The sequence below is a fragment of the Niveibacterium sp. COAC-50 genome, assembly GCF_013184235.1.
Lineage (GTDB): Bacteria > Pseudomonadota > Gammaproteobacteria > Burkholderiales > Rhodocyclaceae > Niveibacterium > Niveibacterium microcysteis.
The window spans coordinates 1527844-1551149 of sequence record NZ_JABCJM010000001.1 but is presented as its reverse complement, the minus strand read 5'-3'; the positions used below and the strand labels follow the sequence as shown (position 1 = coordinate 1551149).

Annotated in this window: 23 protein-coding genes; 12 read left to right on the top strand and 11 right to left on the bottom strand. The window is 63.4% G+C overall.

The features are described 5' to 3' along the window. Positions 1-58: 58 nt before the first annotated feature. A complete protein-coding gene (locus HH302_RS06880) occupies positions 59-469 on the bottom strand; it encodes a ProQ/FINO family protein (RefSeq protein ID WP_172200187.1) in 411 nt (136 codons plus the stop codon). A 257-nt stretch (positions 470-726) separates the two neighbouring features. Beyond that, positions 727-1170 (bottom strand): YciI family protein, encoded by a 444-nt coding sequence (locus HH302_RS06875; RefSeq protein WP_172200184.1) that lies wholly within the window; start codon positions 1168-1170, stop codon positions 727-729. A 169-nt stretch (positions 1171-1339) separates the two neighbouring features. On the opposite strand from HH302_RS06875, the gene HH302_RS06870 reads away from it, so the two are divergent. After that, the gene (locus HH302_RS06870) at positions 1340-1828 is read left to right on the top strand and encodes a GNAT family N-acetyltransferase (protein ID WP_172200180.1); all 489 of its coding nucleotides are present in this window, start codon (positions 1340-1342) and stop codon (positions 1826-1828) included. 330 nt (positions 1829-2158) lie between these two features. On the opposite strand, the gene HH302_RS06865 is transcribed toward HH302_RS06870, so the two are convergent. The 3 genes from HH302_RS06865 to HH302_RS06855 all read right to left on the bottom strand — a co-directional run bounded on the left by HH302_RS06865 (position 2159) and on the right by HH302_RS06855 (position 5881). Continuing rightward, positions 2159-3841 carry an ABC-F family ATP-binding cassette domain-containing protein gene (locus HH302_RS06865; protein WP_172200176.1) on the bottom strand — a complete coding sequence of 561 codons (1683 nt, stop codon included), beginning with the start codon at positions 3839-3841 and terminating at the stop codon, positions 2159-2161. A 405-nt stretch (positions 3842-4246) separates the two neighbouring features. Next, positions 4247-4861: an HD-GYP domain-containing protein gene (locus tag HH302_RS06860; protein ID WP_172200157.1), complete on the bottom strand. Its 615-nt coding sequence runs from the start codon at positions 4859-4861 to the stop codon at positions 4247-4249. 609 nt (positions 4862-5470) lie between these two features. Beyond that, positions 5471-5881, bottom strand: a complete 411-nt coding sequence (locus HH302_RS06855) for a hypothetical protein (protein ID WP_172200154.1) — start codon at positions 5879-5881, stop codon at positions 5471-5473. 634 nt (positions 5882-6515) lie between these two features. On the opposite strand from HH302_RS06855, the gene HH302_RS06850 reads away from it, so the two are divergent. From HH302_RS06850 to HH302_RS22720, 6 genes are all read left to right on the top strand, one after another. Beyond that, a complete protein-coding gene (locus HH302_RS06850) occupies positions 6516-6971 on the top strand; it encodes a MarR family winged helix-turn-helix transcriptional regulator (protein WP_216661769.1) in 456 nt (151 codons plus the stop codon). A gap of 57 nt (positions 6972-7028) precedes the next feature. Then, positions 7029-7361: a cupin domain-containing protein gene (locus HH302_RS06845; RefSeq protein WP_172200151.1), complete on the top strand. Its 333-nt coding sequence runs from the start codon at positions 7029-7031 to the stop codon at positions 7359-7361. Positions 7362-7576: 215 nt separating this feature from the next. Then, positions 7577-8425 (top strand): c-type cytochrome, encoded by an 849-nt coding sequence (locus tag HH302_RS06840; RefSeq protein ID WP_172200148.1) that lies wholly within the window; start codon positions 7577-7579, stop codon positions 8423-8425. A 27-nt stretch (positions 8426-8452) separates the two neighbouring features. Further along, on the top strand, positions 8453-9847 hold the full coding sequence (locus HH302_RS06835; protein ID WP_172200145.1) for a cbb3-type cytochrome c oxidase subunit I: 1395 nt from the start codon (positions 8453-8455) through the stop codon (positions 9845-9847). A gap of 12 nt (positions 9848-9859) precedes the next feature. After that, positions 9860-10666, top strand: coding sequence for an AAA family ATPase (locus HH302_RS06830; protein WP_172200142.1), 807 nt, complete (start codon positions 9860-9862; stop codon positions 10664-10666). 5 nt (positions 10667-10671) lie between these two features. Continuing rightward, positions 10672-12678, top strand: a complete 2007-nt coding sequence (locus tag HH302_RS22720; RefSeq protein ID WP_172200139.1) for a VWA domain-containing protein — start codon at positions 10672-10674, stop codon at positions 12676-12678. A 586-nt stretch (positions 12679-13264) separates the two neighbouring features. On the opposite strand, the gene HH302_RS06820 is transcribed toward HH302_RS22720, so the two are convergent. The 5 genes from HH302_RS06820 to uraH are packed head-to-tail and all read right to left on the bottom strand — an operon-like array spanning position 13265 to position 17276. Next, complete coding sequence (locus tag HH302_RS06820; RefSeq protein ID WP_172200136.1) at positions 13265-13771, bottom strand: ureidoglycolate lyase; 507 nt, start codon at positions 13769-13771, stop codon at positions 13265-13267. Then, complete coding sequence (gene alc, locus HH302_RS06815) at positions 13768-14772, bottom strand: allantoicase (RefSeq protein ID WP_172200133.1); 1005 nt, start codon at positions 14770-14772, stop codon at positions 13768-13770. The genes HH302_RS06820 and alc overlap by 4 nt, the downstream gene beginning before the upstream one ends. A 2-nt stretch (positions 14773-14774) precedes the next feature. Next, entirely contained in the window at positions 14775-15725 is a 951-nt protein-coding gene (gene puuE, locus HH302_RS06810; protein WP_172200130.1) for an allantoinase PuuE, read from the bottom strand. Between the two features lie 13 nt (positions 15726-15738). Further along, positions 15739-16926: a urate hydroxylase PuuD gene (locus HH302_RS06805; RefSeq protein ID WP_172200127.1), complete on the bottom strand. Its 1188-nt coding sequence runs from the start codon at positions 16924-16926 to the stop codon at positions 15739-15741. Between the two features lie 2 nt (positions 16927-16928). After that, positions 16929-17276, bottom strand: a complete 348-nt coding sequence (uraH, locus tag HH302_RS06800) for a hydroxyisourate hydrolase (RefSeq protein WP_172200124.1) — start codon at positions 17274-17276, stop codon at positions 16929-16931. Between the two features lie 269 nt (positions 17277-17545). Here uraH and uraD point away from each other — a divergent pair, with 269 nt between their 5' ends. Next, positions 17546-18064 (top strand): 2-oxo-4-hydroxy-4-carboxy-5-ureidoimidazoline decarboxylase, encoded by a 519-nt coding sequence (uraD, locus tag HH302_RS06795; RefSeq protein WP_172200106.1) that lies wholly within the window; start codon positions 17546-17548, stop codon positions 18062-18064. Between the two features lie 84 nt (positions 18065-18148). Here uraD and HH302_RS06790 read toward each other — a convergent pair whose 3' ends face one another. Further along, positions 18149-19096, bottom strand: coding sequence for a LysR substrate-binding domain-containing protein (locus HH302_RS06790; protein ID WP_172200103.1), 948 nt, complete (start codon positions 19094-19096; stop codon positions 18149-18151). A 332-nt stretch (positions 19097-19428) separates the two neighbouring features. Here HH302_RS06790 and HH302_RS06785 point away from each other — a divergent pair, with 332 nt between their 5' ends. From HH302_RS06785 to HH302_RS06770, 4 genes are all read left to right on the top strand, one after another. Beyond that, positions 19429-19842: an AtzH-like domain-containing protein gene (locus tag HH302_RS06785; protein ID WP_172200100.1), complete on the top strand. Its 414-nt coding sequence runs from the start codon at positions 19429-19431 to the stop codon at positions 19840-19842. Continuing rightward, entirely contained in the window at positions 19839-20591 is a 753-nt protein-coding gene (locus HH302_RS06780) for a GntR family transcriptional regulator (protein WP_172200097.1), read from the top strand. The genes HH302_RS06785 and HH302_RS06780 overlap by 4 nt, the downstream gene beginning before the upstream one ends. Positions 20592-21066: 475 nt before the next feature. Further along, positions 21067-22188, top strand: a complete 1122-nt coding sequence (locus HH302_RS06775; protein WP_172200094.1) for a BMP family ABC transporter substrate-binding protein — start codon at positions 21067-21069, stop codon at positions 22186-22188. A 10-nt stretch (positions 22189-22198) separates the two neighbouring features. Next, positions 22199-23305 (top strand): ABC transporter permease, encoded by a 1107-nt coding sequence (locus HH302_RS06770; RefSeq protein ID WP_172200091.1) that lies wholly within the window; start codon positions 22199-22201, stop codon positions 23303-23305. Position 23306 lies beyond the last annotated feature (1 nt).

Sequence of the window (23306 nt, the reverse complement as noted above, 5' to 3'; positions counted from 1 at the left end):
GGGTGCCGGCACGTTCAAACGCTAGCCGGACGGCGGCCGGACACCCTGATGCCCCTGCTTAGCCGCTGAACTTCGACACGAGCATCTGCAGCTTTTGCTGGCGCAGTTCCTCGGCCTTGCGGGCCTTCTCTGCTTCCTCGGCCTGTCGGCGAGCTTCTGCACGCTTGCGCTGGACTTCCTTGATCTGTTCCGTTGCATGCGCGCGCTGCTGCTCGGTGACCTCGCCAGCAGCTGAGCCATCGAGTGCGAAGCGTTCCTTCGCCTTCGCGACCGAGCGAAGGTAGGGCAAGGCGCGCGTGTGGATCAGCAGCGCGGTCCGCAGGTGCTTCGGTGCAAACTCCGGATGCAGTGCGATCAACTGCTTGTCGATTCCGATCGCCAACGGCTGCCAGTTGCGCAAAACCGGATACTTGCCGGCGAGCAGCTTCAGCACTTCCCGGGGCGACTGTACTTGAGGTGTAGTGGTCATTCGAAAGGCACGATGCGTTAAAACCGGACGCAGGGTATCACTCAAGGCGACCGCCTGCCGGCCGGTTGTTCAATTTCCCAACGGCGCGCGGCTTGTGGGATTGACGGCTCTCAAAGATGGGGCTGCCGTTCGATCGTTCTGATTCCGCTGTAGCAGCACCTGCCTGCCCGGGCGACCTTGCAGGTTTGCTGCCACGGCTTGCCGAATGCCCTCGGCCAGCCGCGGCCGCTGTGTCAGGCGGCGCCTATCGAACGCAGCTACTTCGCGTCGCGCGACTGCCACGCCGAAGCGCTCCATGTCGGCGCGGCTTCGGCGATCAGTGAGAGTATTTCGGGAGGAAGGTCCCCGGCGCCAGTAAGTTGGCGAACCTCCAGAACATCGTCCTTCCCAAAGCCGGACGGCGCTCGCAGCGCCCACTGGATAGCCTCTTCAAGTGAGGGCACCTCGATGAGGTAGAAGCCGCCCACCAGCTCCTTCGACTCGGCAAAGGGGCCGTCCACAACGTAGCGCTTGCCATTTGCGACGGCGATGCGGGCGCCCGGCGCCGAAGGATTGAGCCCCTCGGACGCGACGAGCACGCCAGCCTGGTGCATGTCCTCGTTGAACCGCATGTAGGCCTTGAACAGCTCGACGTCGAAGTCTGCCTGTTCTTTTGTCGTTTCCTGCTCCGTACTCTGCTGCGCTGTGATGATGAACCGCATGGCTTGCTCTCCGAATCTGGGTTGGCCTTGGTAAAGCTACGACGAGCGAGCGCCAGGAAGATCGACAAATCGGAAACCTTGCCGTTTGCGGATAATGCGGAACTGACTGCCCGTGCTTGCGATTTGAGCAGGTGGAGCCACTTTCGACCCCATGCCCGTAAAGGACTAGATGACCCGCACCAATCTTGAACCCCCCGATCAGGCGGAGATCATCGCACTGATCGCCGAACTCGATGCCTATCAAGACACGCTCTATCCGCAGGAGTGCAGATATTCGCTGGACATCGGTGCCATGACGCAAGCCAACGTACTGTTTGCTGTGGCGCGAACTGCCGGTGGTGTGGCAATCGGGTGCGGGGCCATTGTGCTCGGCACATCCTATGGTGAGGTCAAGCGCATGTATGTTCGGCCTGAGGCCAGGGGCGATGGAGCCGCGCAGTCAATCTTGTGCGTGCTGGAACATGCTGCGCATGCCAAGGGCTGTCGTACCCTCATGCTCGAGACCGGCCCGTACCAACCGGCCGCACTCGCTTTCTATGGCAAGCAAGGGTTTGTTCGGTGCGGTGCCTTTGGCGACTACCCAGAGCACCCGCTCAGTGTTTTCATGCGCAAGGAGCTGGCGCTCGAAGGCGTTGCGCAGGACGTGTCCGAAGCGTAGGCCGACCCCGCCGGCACAGGCGAATCGGCACCAATGACCAAGCAGCCGCGACAGCTACGTTTCCTCCGGCGCACGGCTCGCCCACACCTGACGTGAGGCGGGCGCTTGTCAGCCGAGGGCCATTACAACCGGGCGAGCGGCCCAATTCGGCGATGGCGCAGGGCAGGGGGCGGCGAGCAGTGCGCAACTGAGCCACCGGTGGCCGGGGCGATCGTGCGACGTGCTCATCGCGCGCCGCTTCGACTTGGGCGTGCCTAGTGTGGCAAGTGCGACAGCCTGTCGGCCTCGGCTTGGCCAGCGGTCGCGACCCGTTGCGGCGCCGCCGCCTCCTTAGGCCGCGGCCTTCTTCAGCTTCGCTGCCGCCAATTCGCGCATACGGCGGGCCTCGTCGAGCAGGAATTGCTGGTAGTCGTCGAGGTCGCCGTCGAAGGGTTCCACGCCGCCCTTGGTGACGAGCCAGAACTCGTCGCACACCGCGCGCAGCAGGGCGCGGTCGTGGCTGACCAGCATCACGGTGCCCTCGAATTCGTTGAGCGCCATGCCCAGTGCTTCGCGCGTGGCGAGGTCCAGGTGGTTGGTCGGTTCGTCGAGCAGCAGCAGGTTGGGGCGCTGCCACACGATCATGCACAGCACCAGGCGCGCCTTCTCGCCGCCGCTCATGGTGCCGACGGCCTGGTGCACCATGTCCCCGCTGAAATTGAAGGTGCCAAGGAAGGTCCGCAGCGATTGTTCGGTACCACTTTGCCCCGGCACGCGCAGGTGCGCTGGCGTGTCCTTGGCGAGGCGGGTCATGTGCAGTAGCGGTGAGGCGGCCGGATCCAGCACATCCAGCTCCTGCTGCGCGAAGTACCCGATGTTAAGACCCTTGCCTTCGCTGATCTCGCCCGCGATCGGCGCTAGCGCGTGCGCCACCGTCTTCACCAGCGTGGACTTGCCCTGGCCGTTGGCGCCGAGGATGCCGATGCGCTGGCCGGCGAGGACGGATCGGTTGATGTTGCGCACGATCACCGTTGGCGGCGTACCCGCGGGGGCGTCGTCCGGCGCCGGGTAGCCGAAGCTCGCGTCGAGCATCGACAGCATCGGGTTGGGGACGTTGAGCGGCTCCTTGAACTCGAAGTTGAACTCGGCGTCCGTCAGCACCGGCGCGATCTTCTCCATGCGTTCGAGCGCCTTGACCCGGCTTTGCGCCTGCTTGGCCTTGGATGCCTTGGCCTTGAAGCGGTCGATGAACTTCTGCAGGTGGGCGATCTTGTCGGCCTGCTTCGCCATGGCGGCCTGCTGCAGCACCAGCTGCTCGGCGCGCATGTCTTCGAACTTGCTGTAGTTGCCGCCATAGCGCACCAGCTTGGCGTTATCGACGTGCACCGTCACCTGCGTTACCGCATCGAGAAATTCGCGGTCGTGGCTGATCACGACCATGGTCCCCTGGTAGCGCTTGAGCCAGGCTTCCAGCCACACCAGCGCATCGAGGTCGAGGTGGTTGGTCGGTTCGTCGAGTAGCAGCAGGTCCGACGGGCACATCAGCGCGCGCGCGAGTTGCAGGCGCATGCGCCAACCGCCCGAAAAGCTGTTCACCGGTTCATCGAGCTGCGCGGCCGAGAAGCCGAGGCCGAGAATCAGGGCCTGAGCGCGGGCGGCAGCGTCATGCGCGCCGGCGTCGTGCAGATCCATGTAGGCGTGTGCCATGCGCATGCCGTCGTCACTGGCTTCGGCAGCCGCAACTTCTGCCTGCGCGGCAAGCAGTACAGTGTCGCCCTCGATGACGAAGTCCGTCGCGCTTTGCTCGGTCTCCGGCATGTCTTGCGCCACCTGCGCCATCTTCCAATCCGCGGGGATGGAGAACTCGCCACTGTCTTCATGCAGCGTGCCGTTCAGCAGGCCGAAGAAGGAGGACTTTCCAGCACCATTTCGGCCTACAAGCCCGATCTTTTCGCCCGGGGTGAAGGTGACGGATGCGCGGTCAAGCACGACCTTGACGCCGCGACGCAGCGTGACATTACGAACGGAAATCATGAGGGACTACTTCGAAGAGGACCGGCATGATAGCCGTCTGCCGATAACCGACTGTGTTTTTTTGCGTGGCGGCTGCTGGGCCAGACGCAAAGCCAACGCTGCCACCAGATTGACTTGGTTGTAGGTCGCCCGCGGAGCGGGCTGTCGCTGCGGGCGTTTTTCGCGGAGCGCTGTCGTGTGTGACCACGAGCTGCTTGAGCTTGCTCCCGTAGCCGTGGAACCCGCGGTTGGGCAGGTCTTCGGGATTCGACCGGAAAGACGGACTCATGCCCGGGACGAGCCTGCGAAAGTGTGGCACCCAGCAAGAAACCACTCAGAAATGTGCGGAATCGAAGGCAAGCACGTTCGATTCCGTGCCGAGGCGGCTGTCGGTCGCGAACGTCCTCCTCGTGCCTTCGCGCGCGCTTAATCCTTGGCCAGATACGCGCTGACGATTTCCGAATCGACTTCGAACAAGCGCACCAGGGCGTCGAACATGGCGCCGTCCCACTTCTGGCCAACTTCACTGGTAAGGATGGCGATGATCGCGCGATGCGGCCGGGGCGGGCGGTAGGCGCGCACCGCGGCCATCGCGTCGTAGGCATCGGCGATCGATACGATCTGCGCGATGAGAGGGATCTCGCTGCCCTGCAAACCGTCCGGATAGCCCGTTCCGTCAAACCGTTCGTGGTGATGGCGGACGTAGCCGGCAATTGAGCAAAGCAAGGGGTGCTCGGTCGCGCGAAGAATGCGTTCGCCAATCTCTGCGTGCGCCTGCATTTCAAGCCATTCGGCCTGGGTCAAGGGGCCTTGCTTGAACAGTGTTGCGTCGGAGATGGCGATCTTGCCGATGTCGTGGTGCAGGCCTGCGCTCCGCGCTTGACGGGCCTCGGCGTCCGATACACCGAGTTGACGCGCAAGGTGCTCGGCAAGCAAGGCAACCCGATCCTGATGCCAAACGGTCGTGTGGTCCCGTGCGCGCATCGCCGCCACCAGACCTTTGCCGGCGAGGACCGTCGCCGCGAATTGATCTTCCGTCATTGTTGCCACACCTCTCCGGTGGGTGCCAGCCCGGGACGGTGAGACCACTCACCCCAGGCGGCGTACTCCGCGTAACGAGAGACCTATGGCCCTCGGAGCGGGACCTTGCTCTCGAATTCTCCCCTGCGTCTTCGACAACCAACTTGTCCGATCGGCACAGCACTTCGAGATTGTGCGCTCAACCGAAGAACTGCCGCCGAACCATCGGTCCGGTCGTGCAGCCGTTCTGGCTTGATTGCCAGCCTGAGATCTAGCCGTCTTCTTGCGTCAGCTCTGTTTCCTCGACCTTGAAGGGTGTCATCAATGAGGGCTTGAGCGCCAACGCTGCCGCAACCGCGCGTGCGAGGGTATCCACCGAGTGCGCGTGACGCAGGAGCGACGCCACCTGCAAGGCCGGTTGATGTTCGCGGGGCAGGGGGATCAGACGTGTTGCTCGTCGGAGCTGAAGTCCTTGCAGAGTACGTTCCGGGTCGAGCGGATCTCGGCGTTCAACGACGATCTGTGACGCGATTCCGCGGGCCTTGAATTTCGCCCGAGGCGCCAGTTGCGGGGGAGTTCGTCAGGCCAAGTGGCAGGTCGTAAAGCATGGCCAGGGGAGGGTGGGGCGATTCACTTATCCCTGTGCGTGCCCGCGCTCTGTGCGGTGGTGACGAGCGGCGCGCAGGCCCAGCGACGCGCCGATTCCATGTCTTGAAAGACCTGCAAAGGGTAGGGGCTGAGGTGCGATGCCGAGTAGGCGGCAACCGTGTCCATCACGGCCTGCGGCCCCTGTACGACCGCCACGCGTACACGCGGATTGGTCAGAAACGCAGCCCGGTCCATGGCCGCGACCTCGTCCATGACCTCGGCGTCCAGTTCGATTGAACGTGTAGCCCGGAAGTCGTTGATCACATAGCGGTATTCGTCAAACGCCGGTGCCTCATGACTCTCGATGACTGCGCGAGCGATCTCTGCGCTAGTCACATGACCGCCAAATTCGCGCAGCAAACCGTGCTGCTCCCAAGTGTGCAAGTAGGGCATGGGTGCGCATTTTACTCGCGCTCAAGGTGACCGAGCTTGTGCTTGGCCTGCGCTCAGTCACGAAGCGACCGCGCGAACCATTTCCTGCCTTGCTGCAGGCAGAGCGAACGAATATCGGCTGGGCAAAACGCAGTACCTGTCTTTCCCTTGTGTTGAAGCTCGGTAACCGAAGAAGGCACATGCGAGCGCAGCCGCGGTGGCCTGCTCATCGCAACCAAATCTGCGCGGTCCCTTGGGGTGTTTGGAAAACTTCCCGGACGGTAGGGTCGGCGCCAGCGATCGTTAGCCAAAGCAGCTGCTTCGGCGCTGCCACAACGCGGCATCGACGAAGCGATTCGTTGGGGATCCGGCTCGAAACGCGTGGAGGACTTCTGCGCGAATGAGTACGCGAATGCGGCGAACATGCGCTGCGCGCCCTGTACGACGTTCGTGTACTCAACGTTGGTTTCTGACCCCGCAGCTCGGACCACACCGCCACCGCCTCGGCACAAATTAAATATATCGTAGGGCGATATATTGAACTACGCTTCAACTGAAGCGATTGCTGTACGTGCGGATTAGAGAGCAGCGCGTTGGTTGCGGGTGGTTCGAGCGTATCGCGTACGGACGATGTCCAGGGCAGGGTTCAACTTCAATGATGGCGAGGACGAAGAACGCATTGGGCCGGCTTCCCGAGAAGTCGGTCACCTCGGCGGACTACGAACGCTTGGCTGCGTTTCGTCTGGCGCTGCGTCGTTTCCTGGAGTTCAGCAGTTCGGCCGCCTCCGATGCGGGCTTGACACCTCAACAACATCAAGCGCTGTTGTCGATCAAGGGTAAGCCGGGCGACGTGCCAATGAGTATTGGTGAGCTTGCCGAACATTCATGCGTTCGGCATCACACCGCAGTAGAGCTGGTCGATCGATTGGAAAAGATGGATTTGCTTGTACGGGAGCCTGACGTCGAGGATGCGCGAAAGGTCCGTCTGAGACTGACTGCGAAAGCGGAGCGCATTCTTGTTGACCTGTCAGCCGCTCACCTCGATGAACTTCACAGGATCGGACCCAATCTGGCAGCCCTGCTGAATGAGCTTGCTGCCAAGCACGATTGAAGCAGAGCGATCGCTCGCAGCGCTCAGGGAAGTTGGCTCATTGTTCACGGAGCGTTCATGGCGATCCACCACGCATCACCGGGCGAACTGATCGACATTCGCCCTCGCCAAGGCAAGATCGAAGGCGCACTCAGCAAGGCGCTGTACAAATCAAAGGGCCTTGAAGTCTTCCGCCTCTTTCTGGTTGCCGGAAAGGTGATTCCTGAGCATCGGGTGCCAGGGGAACTCACCGTTCAGTGCCTGGAGGGGATCGTTGAGTTTACGGCTGCGGGTAGCAGCCGGCTGATGCGCCCGGGTGACCTGATCTGTCTGGAGGGGGGCGAACCTCATGCGCTTAAAGGCGTTGAGGATGGCTCAGTGCTTGTCACGTTGCTGCTCGATCACCGGTAGTTGTTCTGGGTTGCACGAAGGATTTGCGCTTCTTGTGCCTTCCATGCCACCGCCCACTCACGATGCCCAGAGAGGCTGATCTATGCATACCTCATTGGTGTACGGGTCATTGAAGGCCCTGGCTCTGATTGTCATCGCGGTTCTGGTCGTGGCGCTGGCGTATGCCGGCTACATGTCGATCGTGCATTGGTCGGGCATCGGCGTGTGAGTCATCCATGAACAAACGTCAAAGCCGCCTTTTCGCAATCGGGGCCACAGCCCTCTCGGCCCTCGCTTTCCTTGGGCTGACGATCGACAGTCACCGCCAGTTCGGCACCCTGACCCATGCCGAGAACATCACGCCAGCCGTGGCGCACGGCAAGGATGTCTGGCACAAGTACAACTGCATCAACTGCCACACGCTGTTTGGCGAGGGCGCTTACTACGCACCGGATCTGACCAAGATCACGCAGCACCGTGGCGCTGCCTACCTTCAGGCCTATCTGCGGGATCCGGCGCGCTTCTATGACGAGAAACGCAGCCGCCGCCTCATGCCCACCCAGAATCTGTCGGAGAGCGAAATCACGGACGTGATTGCCTTCCTCGACTGGGTCAGCAAGGTTGATAACCAAGACTGGCCGCCGCGCCCGATCCTGGTCGTCGGAACCGCGCTTCCGGGCGCCGATCAGGCCGCCAAACGCGAGTCTGGCGTTGCTGCGCCGACCGCTGACCGTTCGGCGGCGTCTGCACAGGATCCCATCGCCTCTGGGCAAGCGCTGTTCAGCGCGGTGACTCCGCCATGCGCCGTATGCCATTCGGTGACGCCTGGCGTGAATATGGCAGGGCCTTCACTCGGTGGCATCGCCACCCGCGCTCAACAGCGAATCGCGACGGCGGACTACAAGGGCCGTGCCAAGGACGTGCCTTCCTATATTCGTGAGTCGATAGAACACCCAAGCGCCTACATCGTGCCGGGCACCATGTACTCGTCGAACGGACAGAGTTTCATGCCTTCGACCTATGCCTCGTCGCTGAAACCTGAACAGATCGACCAGCTTGTGGCCTATCTGGCCACGTTGAAATAGCCCGCCGGATACAAGGAGAGAGACTCGATGAGATACCGTTCCCAATCGGTCGCCTACTGGTACTTCGCGGTCGCAATGGCCCTGTTTGGCCTGCAACTCGTGTTTGGCGTGCTATCCGCTGCCAAGTACCTGGGGCCGGACCCCCTGCTGTACATCCTGCCTTTTGATGTGACCAAGATGATCCACACCAACCTGCTGGTGGTGTGGGTGCTGACCGGTTTCATGGGTGCAACCTACTGGATGGTGCCCGACGAATCACGCACGGAGCTTTACAGCGTGAAGCTGGCCTACTGGCAACTGGGCCTGTGGTCCGCCATGGGCGTTGGCACCATCGTCGGATACCTGTTCCGCTATGGCACCGGCAACAAGCTGCTGGAACAGCCCCTGGTGTCGAAACTGATCATTGTCCTGGTCATGCTGATGTTCCTCTACAACATCCTGATGACGATCCGAAAGGCCAGCCGGCTGACCACCAGTGAGGGTGTCCTGCTGCTGGGGCTCGCGCTGGCGGCGGTGCTGTACCTGCCTTCGCTGTTGAGCTTCAACAACTACGTTATCTCCATTTACTACCGTTGGTGGACCATCCACCTGTGGGTGGAGGGCGTGTGGGAGATGATCCAGGGCGGCTTTCTGGCCTATCTGCTGATCCGCCTCTCGGGTGCTGACCGCGAGGTGATGGAGAAGTGGCTTTACGTGATCGTCGGGCTGGTCTTCATCGCCGGCATCATGGGGACCGCCCACCACTACTACTGGGTCGGTGTGCCGTCGTACTGGCTCCCGATCGGCGGCCTGTTCAGCGCGCTCGAACCGCTAGCCCTGATCGGCATGGCGATGTACGCCTACACCGCGATGCGGCGCTCCGGGCTTGCACATCCGAATACCTTGGCGCTCCACTGGACGATCGGCAGCGCGGTGTTCACCTTGTTCGGTGCCGGCTTGCTGGGGTTGGCCCATACCTGGCCCGGCGTCAATAAATGGACGCACGGTACCTTGATCACCGCCATGCACGGCCACGCCGCGTTCTATGGCGCCTACGCGATGATCGTGATGGCCATGATTACCTACGCGCTGCCCGCATTGACCCCGGGGCGCCGTGAAGAAGGTACTGCGGTTGGATATTGGGCGTTCTGGCTGCAGATCGCCGGCATGTTCGGTATGACTTTGTCGTTCGCAACGGCGGGCATCGGGCAGGTCTACCTGGAGCGCATCCTCGGCATGGGTTATCTCGATGCGCAGCTCAAGATCCAGGTGCACTTCCTGATGCTGCTGGCCACCGCGAGCGTGTTCTCGACCGGCGTGGCGCTCTTCATCTGGGACTTCTTCCGTTTCCGTCCGAGCTTCGATTTCATCGGCGCAGACGAGTCCGACCCGGCGTCACGCGCGCCGGTCGCCAGCGGGCGGCATTCGCCCAAGCCGGCATGACGGCACCCTGCAATGGCTGAAACCGCGCGTGAGACGGGCCAGGCAGACGAGCCGTTCTACCTGCCTGTCGCGCGAGAGGTCGAGGTGTTCGAGCGTTGCCATGCCGAACAGCTGGCGGTGATGCTCAAGGGCCCGACCGGTTGCGGCAAGACACGCTTTGTCGAGCATATGGCGTGGCGCTTGGGCCGGCCTTTGATGACCGTGGCCTGCCACGATGATCTGTCGGCGAGCGACCTTATTGGGCGTTACCTCATCCACCATGAAGGCACCGTGTGGCACGACGGTCCCCTGAGCCGCGCCGTCCGCGCTGGCGCGATCTGCTATCTGGATGAAGTCGTCGAAGCGCGCCAGGACACCGTTGTGGTGCTGCACTCGCTGACCGATCACCGGCGCAGCCTGCCGATCGACAAGACTGGCGAAATTCTGCACGCGCCCCCCGGCTTCATGCTGGTGATCTCGTACAACCCGGGCTACCAGCGGATGCTCAAGGACTTGAAGCCCAGCACTCGGCAGCGCTTTGTCGCGCTCGAGTTCGATTTTTCTGCGCCGGAGCTCGAGGCCCGCATCGTGATCCGCGAGGGCGGCGTCAGCCACGCCGACGCCGTGGCGCTGGTCGCGCTGGCGCAACGCCTGCGGGCGCTGGGCGACCGGGGGCTCACCGAGGTGCCCAGCACCCGACTTTTGGTCGCCGCGGCGCGCCTCGCCCGGGCCGGCATTGCGCTGCCCGAAGCCTGCATGGCCGCGCTGGTCGGCCCGCTGTCGGACGACCCCGCGCTGCTCGGTGCGATGCGGGATCTGGTCGACGCCAGCTTCTTGTAAAGCCCGTGGCCGAAGCCGAAGACGTTATCGTCGATGCAGCCCGGCATGCGACGGTCTATGCCCAGGCGCTACTGAAGCGGCGCCGAGCCGCTGTAACTGGCACCGAGCACGCGGCCACGCTACTCGAGCTCGCACCGCGGCTTGATCTTCTACTATCCGCCATTCATGGGCGCGCGTGGCCGCTGCGCGTAGCGCGCGCGCCGATCCCCGCTTCGGCACTCAAGCGTCTCTTCTCGCGTGAGAAGGGGCCGTATCAGCTAGACACGGTGCCCTCCGCCGATGCACATGCCATCTGGTTGCCACGCACGCTGGCAGGGGTGAGCAGCGCCGATGCGCCGGTACTGTATCGGGCGATGGCGCTGCAACAAGCGCAGCGCGTGCTGCTGCGCAGGGAATGGGCAGATGGAATGCCCGCGGGAGGGCTGGCACGCGATTTCGCACTGGTGCTCGAGGCTGAACTGGCGGATGCAGCGCTGATAATCAAGCTCCCTGGGCTGCAACGCGCGCTGGCGCAGTTGCGTGCCGAGGTGCTGCGAAGGCGGCCGTCGCTGGAGCGCTTCCCTACCGCACGAGCCTCGTTGGAGCGCTGGCTGCGCGACCGCCTGATGGCTCCGCTGGAACGGCCGCCTGCTGCGGTGTCCGTTGAAACCCTCGCGCTCGCTTCGGGGCAGCTGGCGGCCGAGTGGCCCGACGATGATCCAGCCGCGTTGCTCAAAGACTGGTGGACCGGCGATTGGCCGCTCGATGAGCCGGGCAGTTCGGATGTGCCCGGTAAGGCCGCGCCAAAGGAAGAGGAGGGCGGTGCTCCGGTGCGCAGCGCGCGCCTAGCCAGGCGGCCGACCGTCCTTGCAGCGCAGCCGGAAGAAGAGGATTCGAAACCCGGCGCATGGATGATCCAGACCTCGCAGCCGCAAGAGCACGCTGAAGACCCGATGGGACTGCAGCGCCCCGGCGATCGCGATACCGACTACTCCGCCGCCGAGGGGCATGCCGATTCGGTGTCCGAACTGGAACAGGCCCGCCTGGTGCGCAGCGCACAACGTTCCAATGAGGTGCTGCTGTCTGACGATGCGCCGACCCCGACCGCATACGCCGGTCCGCCACAAGCCTTTGCAGCGGGCGGCGGCATCCGATACCCGGAGTGGGACTACCGCTTCCAGGCCTATCGGGACCCTGGCGCTACGGTCTGGGAGTCTGAGGCGCAAGCAGGGTCCGCCGAATGGGTAGCCCGTTGCCTGAAGGCGCAGGCCACCTTGCTTGCAGCGGTGCGCCAGCGCTTCGAAATGCTGCGGGCGGCGCGCGTCGTGTTGCGCAAGCAAGCGGATGGCGACGAGCCCGACCTCGACGCCTGCATCGAGGCCTATGCCGATCGGCGCGCAGGTGTTGGCGTGGCGCAGGCCTTTTATCGCACTAGCCGTATCGCCCAGCGTGATTGCGCGGTGCTGGTGCTCGTCGATGTCAGTGGGTCGACCGATAGCTGGGTCGCAGGCCAGCGGCGCATCGTCGACGTCGAACGCGAAGCGCTGCTCGTGCTGTCAGTGGCGTTGGACGGGAGCGGTGACCCGTATGCGATCCTCGCGTTCTCCGGGCATGGTCCGCAGCAAGTCACGGTGCGCACCGTTAAGCGGTTTGACGAACGCCATGGCGATCCGGTCGCCCGGCGCATCGCAGGGCTTGAGCCTGAGCACTACACACGGGCTGGCGCCGCGCTACGGCACGCCAGCCGCCTGCTGGCGCAACAGCCGGCGCGTCATCAGCTGCTCGTGTTGTTGTCGGACGGTAAGCCGAACGATTGCGATGACTACGAAGGGCGTTACGGGGTTGAAGACATGCGCCAGGCAGTGCAGGAAATCCGGCGCGCCGGACAATCCGCGTTCTGTTTGACGGTGGACCGTCACGCGGCTGCCTATCTGCCGCACATCTTCGGTCCGCATCAATATGCGCTGTTACAAGACGCGGACCGTTTGCCCAACGCATTGCTCGACTGGATGCGAAGGCTGCTTGTTCATTGAGCTTGGGCTGATGGCAGATTCGATCGATTCTCGTGTGTTAGTGCGCGGGGCAGGTCCTTGGAGTCGCGTGAAATTGTCCGCCGCGATCTCTGCGTACCAGAGCGAGTGGAACGCAGGCCGTGGCGCACGCGGACGATCGCGCGTAACCCCCGACCGAACGAGTCAAAGCAATCGTAACTGCTCGTTATGGCTCGGAAGCGATAAGGCTCAGTGCACAATCGCGCAGGACGACTCCGGGCGCCAGACCGACGCGTCGTGTCGGCTATATGGATCAACCACCTCGGTGCGCGGAATGACGGGTGTCGAGATGAGCGATCAGCGCGATTGCGCGATCTTGAGAGACCATAAATAGCCGATGGAATGTCGCTCATTCTTGGCACGCCAAGGACCGCAAGCGCTGCGCTGCGGGCGCTTGGCACTAGTCGGATCGCTATGGCGCCGATGTTAGATAGCGGTCAGCGCACAGTCCATCGCGGTGACCTGTTTGCGTCGCAGCCAATTGACAAGGTGCTTTATCGCAACGCGCATCGCTGAGCTGCGTGGGGCAAGTATCGAACGTGCTCTAAATCGATGTGTGTTGCGTCCCCTATGAAGGCTGGCATGTCCCGCGGAATGGTGCGACAAGGGCTTGTTCGGTCAGGGTGATTTCGTCGCAGTTGCTTCCCGTGCCGCTGCGATCGAGCACCAGGAAGTCGCTGATCTCGTCCAGTGCAAGCAGGGGGTGGTGCCAAGTGGCCGGTGCGTAATTGACGCCTTGGGCGCCGTGCGCAAGGAAGCAGCGTAGCGCCGACGGCGTAGGCTCCAGCGCGACGACGACAAGATAGTTGCGCAGACTGAGCGGTACGAAGGCCTGCGAGCCGAGTGGATGGCGTTCGAGCAGTGTGACCGCGAACGGGAGGGGGCGCGGCTGGGCGCGGAAGATACTGACGATGATGCGGCCGCCTTCGCCCGGCTCCAGCCGAGCAAGATCGTGATAGCGCTCGGTGTTGCCGCCGTTGATGGCGAAGTGGTGAGCTGAGTCACTTGCCTCGATCACATCCCCGAAAGGCGCGAAGGCTTCACGGGTGAGTTCTTCTACCGGCAGCACCTTCACGCCGAGGCCACCTTGCCAAACAGACGCAATCGACTGACCCCGCCATCCGGGAAGATGTTGAAGCGCACGTGCGTTACGACGCCGAGCTTGGTGAGTTCTTCAAAGCTCTGAACTGCGTCCATCTGCAGCTTTTGCGGTGCCAGCAGTTCGGGCCAGAACATACTTTGCGTGACCAAGGATTGTGGCGTGCCGCCGGGCATGTGGGCGGCTTGAAGTGAACACGCGTCCGGGTAGTTGCCCTTGAAGTGCGCGGTGTCGACCTCCACGCGGTGGATGATGCCAGGTGCGGCCAGTGCGATGACGCACCAGTCGTTGCCGGGTTCGCGGCGCCGCCGCGTTTCCCAACCGTCGCCCATGTTGACGCCACGCCCCGGCAACAGAATTGTCGCTGCTCGACCGAAGTGTTCATTGTTGGTGGCGACAACGTGGGCGCCATTGATGGCTGCCGCGAGGTCGAGCTCGGCGCCCGCTATCGGATTTGCAGCGGGGCGTCCATACACACGCAGGCGTGCAATGCCACCGTCCGGATAGATCGAGAGGCGAACGTGCGTCCACACCGCGTCGCTCGCGATGGAGTGGTAATGGTGAGCGTTGCCTTGCAGTGCAACGGTGGGAAGAAGCGGAGTCCAAAGCGTGTCGGCGTCCGGGTCGCCGTGCGTGCAATGGCACGCCTCGAGGGAGGCGCCCGGTGGGTAGTTGCCGGTGAAGTGACGGGTATCGATGTCGACGCCAACGATCGTTGCCGCGCGCGCCAATCGCACCACGCACCAGTCGTTGCCGGGCCCGCGCTTGCGGCGCGATTCCCAACCGTCCATCCACTTGCCGTGTGTGTCGTACTTGCCCGGAACGAAGACTGGTTCGTCCGGCGCGAGCATGCGCGCCATGGCGGCGAAGAAATCGTCGCTGCAAGCGATGGCCTCGGCACCCAGGCGCGGATCGGCGAGGTTGGTGAAGTGGCGGGTAAAGTCCGGGGCGTCCGGGTCCAGCGTGACGACGGCCATGATCAGGCTTCCTGTTCGGCGTGCTCGTGGGTGTTGAATGGATGCGTACGATGCCAGTGCCGTGCAATGTCGACCCGGCGGCAAACCCAAACGCGATCATGCGCCTCGATGTGGTCGAGGAATCGTTGCAGCGCGCGCATGCGGCCGGGGCGGCCGAGCAGGCGGCAGTGCATGCCGACGCTCAACATCTTCGGTGCTTCCTCACCTTCGGCGTAGAGCACATCAAAGGCGTCGCGCAGGTAGGTGAAGAAGTCATCGCCCTGGCTGAATCCCTGTGGCAGCGAGAAGCGCATGTCGTTGGTGTCCAGCGTGTAGGGCACGATGAGCTGCGGGGCAGTCGTGCCGTCGCTCCTGGTTACTCGCGTCCAGAAAGGCAGATCGTCGCCGTAGTAGTCGCTGTCGTAGAGGAAGCCGCCGTAGTCGGCGACGAGGCGCCGGGTGTTGGGGCTGTCGCGGCCGGTGTACCAGCCCAGCGCGCGCTCACCGGTGAGGCGCTCAATGATCTCCATGCCGATGCGCATGTGTTCGCGTTCGGTGGCTGCGTCCAGCGTCTGGTAGTGAATCCATCGCCAGCCGTGGCAAGCGATCTCGTGGCCCAACTCCTTGAAGGTGGCAGTGAGTTCCGGGTGGCGCTCCAGGGCCATTGACACGCCGAATACCGTGAGGGGCAGGCCGCGGCGTTCGAACTCGCGCAGTATGCGCCACACGCCGACGCGTGAGCCGTATTCGTAGACCGACTCCATCGAAAGGTGGCGGTCCGGGTAGCTCGCAGGGTTGAACAGTTCCGAGAGAAACTGCTCACTGCCGGCATCGCCATGGAGCACGCAGTTCTCGCCGCCTTCTTCGTAGTTGAGCACGAACTGCACCGCGATCTTCGCGTCGCCGGGCCAGTGCGCATGCGGTGGCGTGCGGCCGTAGCCGATCAGGTCGCGAGGGTAGGTCGGGTGTGTCATCGCTGCACCTACCCTAGCGTGTGCCGCCGAGATACCAGGCGGCGATAAGCGCGCGCTCGTCATCGGTGATGCCGGTGATATTACCCAGCGGCATGTCTTTCGTCTGCGTGGCGCGCGCGAAGATCCGTTGCGCGTGCTGACGGACGCGCGCTTCGGTATCGAACATCACGCCACCGGGGGCGGACGGCATCATCGTCGCCTTCTCAGCATGGCAGGCGGTACAGCGGGCCTGAATCACAGGCATGACTTGCGCGAGCGTTGGCACCGGCTTTGACACGTCGCGCACGACCGGCGCCGGCGCTGTCCACCAGAGCACGGCGAGCAGGATCGCGCCACCGGCGACCGGGTATTCCCAACGCCATTCGCCCTTGTGCTTGAGGTTGAAGAAGTGGCGGATCAGTGCCGCGCCCAGCATGATCAGCACCAGCACCAGCCAGCCCTGTGGATGGCTGTAGGTGAAGGCGTAGTGGTTGCTGATCATCGCGAACAGTACCGGTAGCGTCAGGTAGTTGTTGTGCACGCTACGCTGCTTGGCCTTCTTCCCCAGCGTGGGGTCGGGCGCTTCGCCACGCTTCATCGCCGCGACGAGCTTGCGCTGGTTCGGGATGATGATGAAGAACACGTTGCCACTCATCGTCGTGGCGATCATCGCGCCGACGTGGATATATGCGGCGCGACCTGCCAGCAGGTGCGTCAGCGCCCAGGCCACTGCAGCGACGAAGAGCGTGTAGATCGCCGCGAACACGAGCTGACTGCGTTCGATCAGCAGGCGCGAGAGCAGGTCGTATACGATCCAGCCCCCGGCCAACGTGCCAAGGCCGATCAGTACCGACTGCGTCGCGCTGATATGCGCAACCGCCGGGTCGACCATCCAAGTCGCTGCCTGAAAGTAGTAGAGCACCGAGATCAACAGAAAGCCGGTGATCCAGGTCGAGTACGACGGCCAGAAAAAGAAGTGCAGTTCCTTCGGCAACTCCTTGGGCGCGACCAGGTACTTCTGCGGGTTGTAGAAGCCCCCGGCATGCATCGCCCACAGCTCGCCGCCGACGCCGGCCTCCTTGAGCTTCGGGTCGGTCGGCGGCTTGATCGAGTTGTCGAGCCAGACGAAGTAGAACGATGAGCCGATCCAGGCGATGCCGACGATCAGGTGCAGCCAGCGGAGCAACATGCTGGCGATTTCGATGATGTATGCGTGATCCATGCTCAGCTACCCCGGTAGGTGCTGTAGGCCCAGGGCGAAACCAGCAGCGGCACATGGTAGTGGGCTGCGGTGTCGGCCACGCCAAACGCGATGCTGACTTCACTGAGGAATGGCGGTTCGGGGAGCTGCACGCCCGCGGCACGGAAGTACGCCGCGACCTCGAAACGCAGCTCATAGCGGCCGGCTACGAGCGACTCGCCCTCGAGCAGCGGCGCGTCGCAGCGCCCATCGGCATTCGTCACCCCTTGCACAAGCGGTGTCGTGCCGTCAGCGGCAAAGAGGGCGTAGTGCATGCCGGCGGCCGGGCAGCCGTGGGCGGTGTCGAGTACATGGGTTGTCAGTCGTCCCATCTTGATTCCGATCTGGGGGAGGCCGGCGGGAAGTCGGCACATGGCGGGATTGTAGGAAGGGGGCTCGCCTGATCGGTGGATACCCGCTATCCACAAGTTCGAATGAGCGCCGGCCTACGGGTGAAACGCCTCGCACGATCGGGCTCCGCCGCCTGTCATCCGCAATTGGCGAATATCGCTATTCGATTTGGCGCCTTGCGGCGGATGTTGCGGCTCCCTAGTCTGATTCCATCGGGCCTGTGCCCCAACCGATGCCTGAAGACATCTCAATGCCCTGCACACCTGTTTCCGTTGCCGCCCTGTCCGCCCTGGAGCGCGAGGCGTTTGTTGCAGCCCTCGACGGCATCTTTGAACACTCGCCTTGGGTGGCGGATGCTGCTTGGTCTGCACGCCCGTTTGCCGATCGCAATGACTTGCTCGATGCTCTAGTCACTGCAATGCGAAGCGCACCGGAAGCACTGCAACTGGCCTTGATTCGCGCGCATCCGGAACTTGCCGGGCGCGCCGCGGTTCGCGGTGAGCTGACGGTGGAGTCGCGTGGAGAACAGGCGGGGGCAGGGCTCGATACCTGCAGCGCCGAAGAATTCGAGCGCCTGCAACAACTCAACACGCGCTACATCGCTAAGTTTGGCTTCCCGTTCATCCTCGCCGTTCGTGGCTATGACCGTGCCGGGATCATCGAGCGTTTCGCGGCGCGTCTGGGCAATACACCGGAAGCCGAGTTCGATGAAGCGCTGACACAGATCGCAAGGATCGCCGCCTTGCGCCTCGCTGATCGCGTGATCTGAAGCGACTTACTTAACGCCGTTGCTGTGGAGGCAGGGCGCGGCATCCGTGAGTGGTGGGGGCACGCCAGGCATGCCCCGGTTCTGCTAGGCGGCTACCGTCAGCATGTGCTCCTGCGGTTTGCGCGCGACGTTGACGATCTGCTCCCGGAACCAGCGACATTCGTCTGCAAGGTGCGTGCGGTCGTGCCACAGAAGATAGAAGGCCATCTTCGGAAAATCGATCGGCACCTCGGTTACTGCCAGCGGCATCAGCTTCGCGAAGTGCTCGGCGAACACGCGCGGGCCGGTGAAGATCATGTCGGTCTGCAAGAGCAGGTAGGGCACCAAGCCGAAGTAGGGGACATACGCCACGACATTGCGTTTGATCCGCTCGCGCGCAAGATGCATGTCAATCACGCCGCGGCGACCAACGGAATAGGGTGTCGGCGCCAGGTGGTCGGCCTCAAGATACCGTTCGGTGGTGAGTGGGCGATTGGCGAGTGGGTGATCCTTGCGCATCACGCACACCAGATCATCCTCGAATAGCGGGGTCATACGCAGCAACTCGGGCGGTTGTGGCCAGTTGCCGATCACGACATCGAGTTCGCCGGATTCGAGGGCCTGTGTGAAGTCACTGTCGGGCCCGAGCGAGTGGAACACCACCTGAGAATGCGGCGCGAACTTGCGCAGTCGCGCGACGATTTCGCCCAACACCACAGCGTTGAGGTAATCCGGCGTGGCGATGTTAAAGACGCGGCGCGACTTTGCCGGATCGAAACGCACCTGGCGTACTGCGATTGCTTCGATCTGCGCCAGCGCCAGCTTGACGGGCTCAAGCAGCGCGGCGCCGCGTTCGGTCGGAGTCATGCCGTTGCGTGAGCGCACCAGGAGTTGGTCGCCGGTGATATCGCGCAGCCGACGAAGCGCGGTGCTCACCGCTGGTTGCGACTGATTCAGGCGCAGCGCCGCCTTGGTGACGCTGCATTCGGCCAGCACTGCGTGGAGCACGCGCAGCAGGTGGACGTCCATCGTGTCCCAGGAGTTGTTGGCCATGTTCTTTCCGTTTGTACGTTGCAACGCAGCAAGCTATGCAAGTCTCGTTCCACGGACGTGGTGGCCATCTCCCATGCATTGATGAGGCAAACGTCTGGCCTCACGGCACCGAGGTGGTGCCTTTGGCGGTGTCCCTTCGCTGGCGTATGGTGCATGGATGCGCAGCTAGGCGAGGACTGACGCGCGTGAGCCGACGGTCGCGGGCGCAGGTATCCGCGAGCAGCGTGTTGGCGCGCGGCGCTATCCCGAAACGCGCAATCGCGCGCCAGACGCGGTGGCTCGGAACCTGCGTTATTCTTATCTTGTACACAAAACTGCACGCAAGGTGAGTGATGCCGATTCCTGCGGATCAGATCAATATTCCTGCCATCTGCAATGAGCTGACGGCGATTGCCGAACGCTATGAGGTGGCCCTGGTGGGTAACGATCGCCTTGCGTTGGATCGTTTCTTCATGCCGGGGGAAAACACACTGCGCTTCGGTTTGGCAGACGAGCAGTACGGCTACGACGCAGTGGTCGCCTTCCGCGCCAGTTTGCCGCTGCAGAGCCCGCCAAGGCGGATCGTGCGTTGCGAGGTCAGCACGTACGGCACGGATCTGGGTACCGTGAACCTGGTGTTCCGCTATACCGATCGGGAAGGCGGTGGGCGACAGAGCCAGACCTGGGTGAGATCGGATCTCCCGGAGCATGGTGGCTGGCGCATCGTTGCTGCGCATGTAAGCCTGAAGAACGAGTCGCAAGCATGACAGCGCGTCATACCTCGCAGCCCAAGCTGCCGTCGAAAAGGGGGCGCCGCAGCGTTGCCAGCGCCCGTGCTGCGGAACAGCCGGCGACCCGAGCCCAGGCGGTTTATGCCGCGATCAAGGACGACATTGCTGAATTTCGGCTGCTTCCCGGCGACCGCTTTACCGAGACGGAGCTTGCCGAACGACTCGGCGTATCGCGCACACCGGTGCGTGAGGCGCTGTACCAGTTGCAGCGCGAGGGCTTCCTCAGCGTTCATTTCCGCAATGGCTGGAGCGTGAACCCCTACGATTTCGATCGCTTCGAGAACCTCTACGACCTGCGTCAGTTGATCGAACTGGAATCGGTGCGCCGCTTGTGCGATCGCAAGGAATCCCTCTCGGCTTTGACCCGTCTGGAAGCTTATTGGCTGCTTGATGAGTCGGAGCGCGACAACGACGGGCGCAGCGTGGCGCTGCAGGACGAAGCCTTCCACATGGCACTGGTCGAGGCCGCTGGCAATCCCGAGATGGCGCGGGTGCATGCCGACGTGACCGAGCGCATCAGGATCGTGCGGCGCCTCGATTTCACGCAGCGCGAGCGCATCGAGACCACCTACGCGGAACACGCCGCGATCCTGCGCGCCATCCGGCGGCGCAGCAGCGAGCGGGCGACCTCATTACTTGCGGCCCACATCGAGGCGAGCCGCGCAGAGGTGCGCAAGATCACGCTGCATAAGCTCTACGAAGCGCGCCGGACAGGGCGCGGTTAAGCAGGTCGGCTGCTTCGGTAGGCGCAGCTCAAGCGCGACGCTTCCGCCACCAAGTCCGTTCTTCGCGTTGGCGGAGTCGCCTTGTGCGCGAAACGTGGCAAGGCGGCCGTCGCGCTGCCTGCTTTTGCGGTACTTGAGTGCGGCCTCCCGCGCCGGACACCTTCGTCGTCGTCACGCCTCGATCTCCTGCGCGATGGAGCACGCCAACGGTGCGCGTCGCACCAAGGCGGCTCGCAAATCGGGCGGTTCCAACGTGCTCCTGATTGCGCCGCAGGCGCATCCCGTACGACCCGTGATGCCCGCTCAGCCTTCTGCGTACTGCCCGCGCGCCCTCCAGCCTTGGCAGGCACATCGCGGTGGTTTCGATGGCAAGACTGGCACGCGCTTTGCGTATCTTGCATACAAGACGGCGTACAAGAACTGCGCCGTAAGTGATACGCCCTCCGGCCAATGACATCGATCAGGGAGAAACGCCATGCAGGATCGTTCCAGCTTTTCGCGTCGCAATTTCATCAAGGCCGCGGCGGCGGCGCCTGCGCTGGGGCTGCTGCCCGCGTCGGTGCGCGACGCGCTGGCGGCGGGCGGCATCACGGTCGGGTTCATCTATGTCGGTGCGCGTGACGACTTCGGTTACAACCAGGCACACGCGCAGGCCGCTGCGGCATTGAAGAAGCTGCCCGGCGTGAAGGTCATCGAAGAAGAGAAAGTGCCGGAAACCGTTGCGGTGCAGAAGTCGATGGAAGCGATGATCGTGCAGGACAAGGCTGCGGTGGTATTCGCCACCTCGTTTGGCTACTTCGATCCGCACGTCCTGAAAGTGGCGCAGAAGTACCCCAACGCGCACATCGCGCACTGTGGTGGCCTGTGGTCGGAGGGCAAGCACCCTAAGAACGTCGCGAGCTACTTCGGCTACATCGATGAATGTGAATACCTGAGCGGCATCGTCGCCGGACTCACCAGCAAGACGGGCAAGTTCGGCTTCGTCGCCGCCAAGCCGATTCCGCAGGTGCTGCGCAACATCAACGCCTTCACCCTGGGCGCGCGCTCGGTGAACCCGAACGCAACGACCCGCGTGATCTTCACCGGTGACTGGGCGATGCCGGTGAAGGAGGCGGAAGCGGCCAACAGCCTGCTGGACCAGGGCTGCGACGTGCTGACCTGCCATGTGGATGGCCCCAAGGTCGTGGTCGAAACCGCGGAGCGCCGTGGCGCCTTCAGCTGTGGCTACCACGCCAGCCAGGCCAAGCTGGCCCCGAAGGGCTACCTCACCGGCGCGGAATGGGACTGGGTGACCCCCAACACCACCTTCGTGAAGGCGCTGCAGGAAGGCAAACCCTTTCCGAACTTCGTGCGCGGCGGTCTGAAAGAGGGCTTCGTGAAGATGTCGCCCTACGGTGCCGCGGTGGGCGACAAGGCACGAAAGGCCGCCGACGAGGTGAAGGCGAAGATGCTCAAGGGTGAATTCGTGATCTTCAAGGGCCCGCTGAAGGACAACACCGGCAAGGAAGTGATCGCCGCAGGCAAGAGCTTCGCGCAGCAGGCGATCGAGCTTGAAGGCATGAACTACCTCGTCGAAGGCGTGATCGGTTCGGTCTGAGGCCACGCAGATGAGCGTCGCGCCTGCCCGCCCACGTCCGTTGATCGATGCGCTGCTGCCGGTTGCAGCGCTGGCGATCGCGTTGATGTTGTTCTCGCTGTTTGTGGCGCTGGAAGGGCAGGCGCCACTGGAGGTACTCGAAACCATTTTCGCCGGTGCGTTTGGCGATGCATTCGGCTGGCAGAACACCCTGCTGCGCGCGGCACCGCTGATTCTCACCGGCCTTGCGGTTGCGCTGCCAGCACGCGCAGGCCTGGTGATCATCGGCGGCGAAGGGGCGCTGGCCTTTGGTGCGCTGGGCGCCGCGGCGGTGGCCGTGCCCCTGGCGGGCAGCCCGAACCTGCTGCTGTGGCTGGCCATGGCCTTGGCCGGCATGCTTGCCGGTGGGGTGCTGATTGGCTTTGCGGGTGCGCTGCGTCAGTGGCGGGGCGTCAATGAGACCATCTCCAGCCTGCTGCTGTCGTATATCGCAGTGGCCTTGATGAATCATTTTGTCGAGGGTCCGCTGCGCGATCCCGCCAGTCTCAACAAGCCCTCGACCTATCCCTTGGCGCCGGAAGCGATGCTGGGCGCACTGCCGGGGCTCGATGTCCATGTGGGGCTTGCGGTCGGTGTCGTGTGTGCACTGCTGGCCTGGGTCTTCCTGCGCTTCACCGTGTGGGGCTTTGCTGTGCGCGTGGTGGGTGGCAACCCGCGCGCCGCGGCAATGGCGGGGCTTGCCGTCACGCCTTGGGTGATCGGGCTGTGCGCTGCTGGCGGCGCCATGGCCGGGCTTGCCGGCATGATCGAAGTCGCGGCGGTGCATGGCGCATGCAACGCGTCGGTGCTGGTCGGCTACGGCCATGCGGGCATCCTGATCGCATTCATCGCACGGCAGAACCCGCTGGCCGTGGTCCCCGCCGCGATCCTCATCGGGGGCATTGGCGCCGCCGGCAGCTTGCTGCAGCGCCGGCTGGACATGCCGGACGCCACCGTGCTGGTGCTGCAGGGCATCTTGTTCGTCGTGCTGATCGCGATCGAAACCCTGCGCGGCCATGCGTGGCGGCTGCCGCAGCTGGCAACGCCGCGGCATTCGCCAACGCCAGCTCTGGCGGCCAAGACTGACGTCAGCGTTTGAG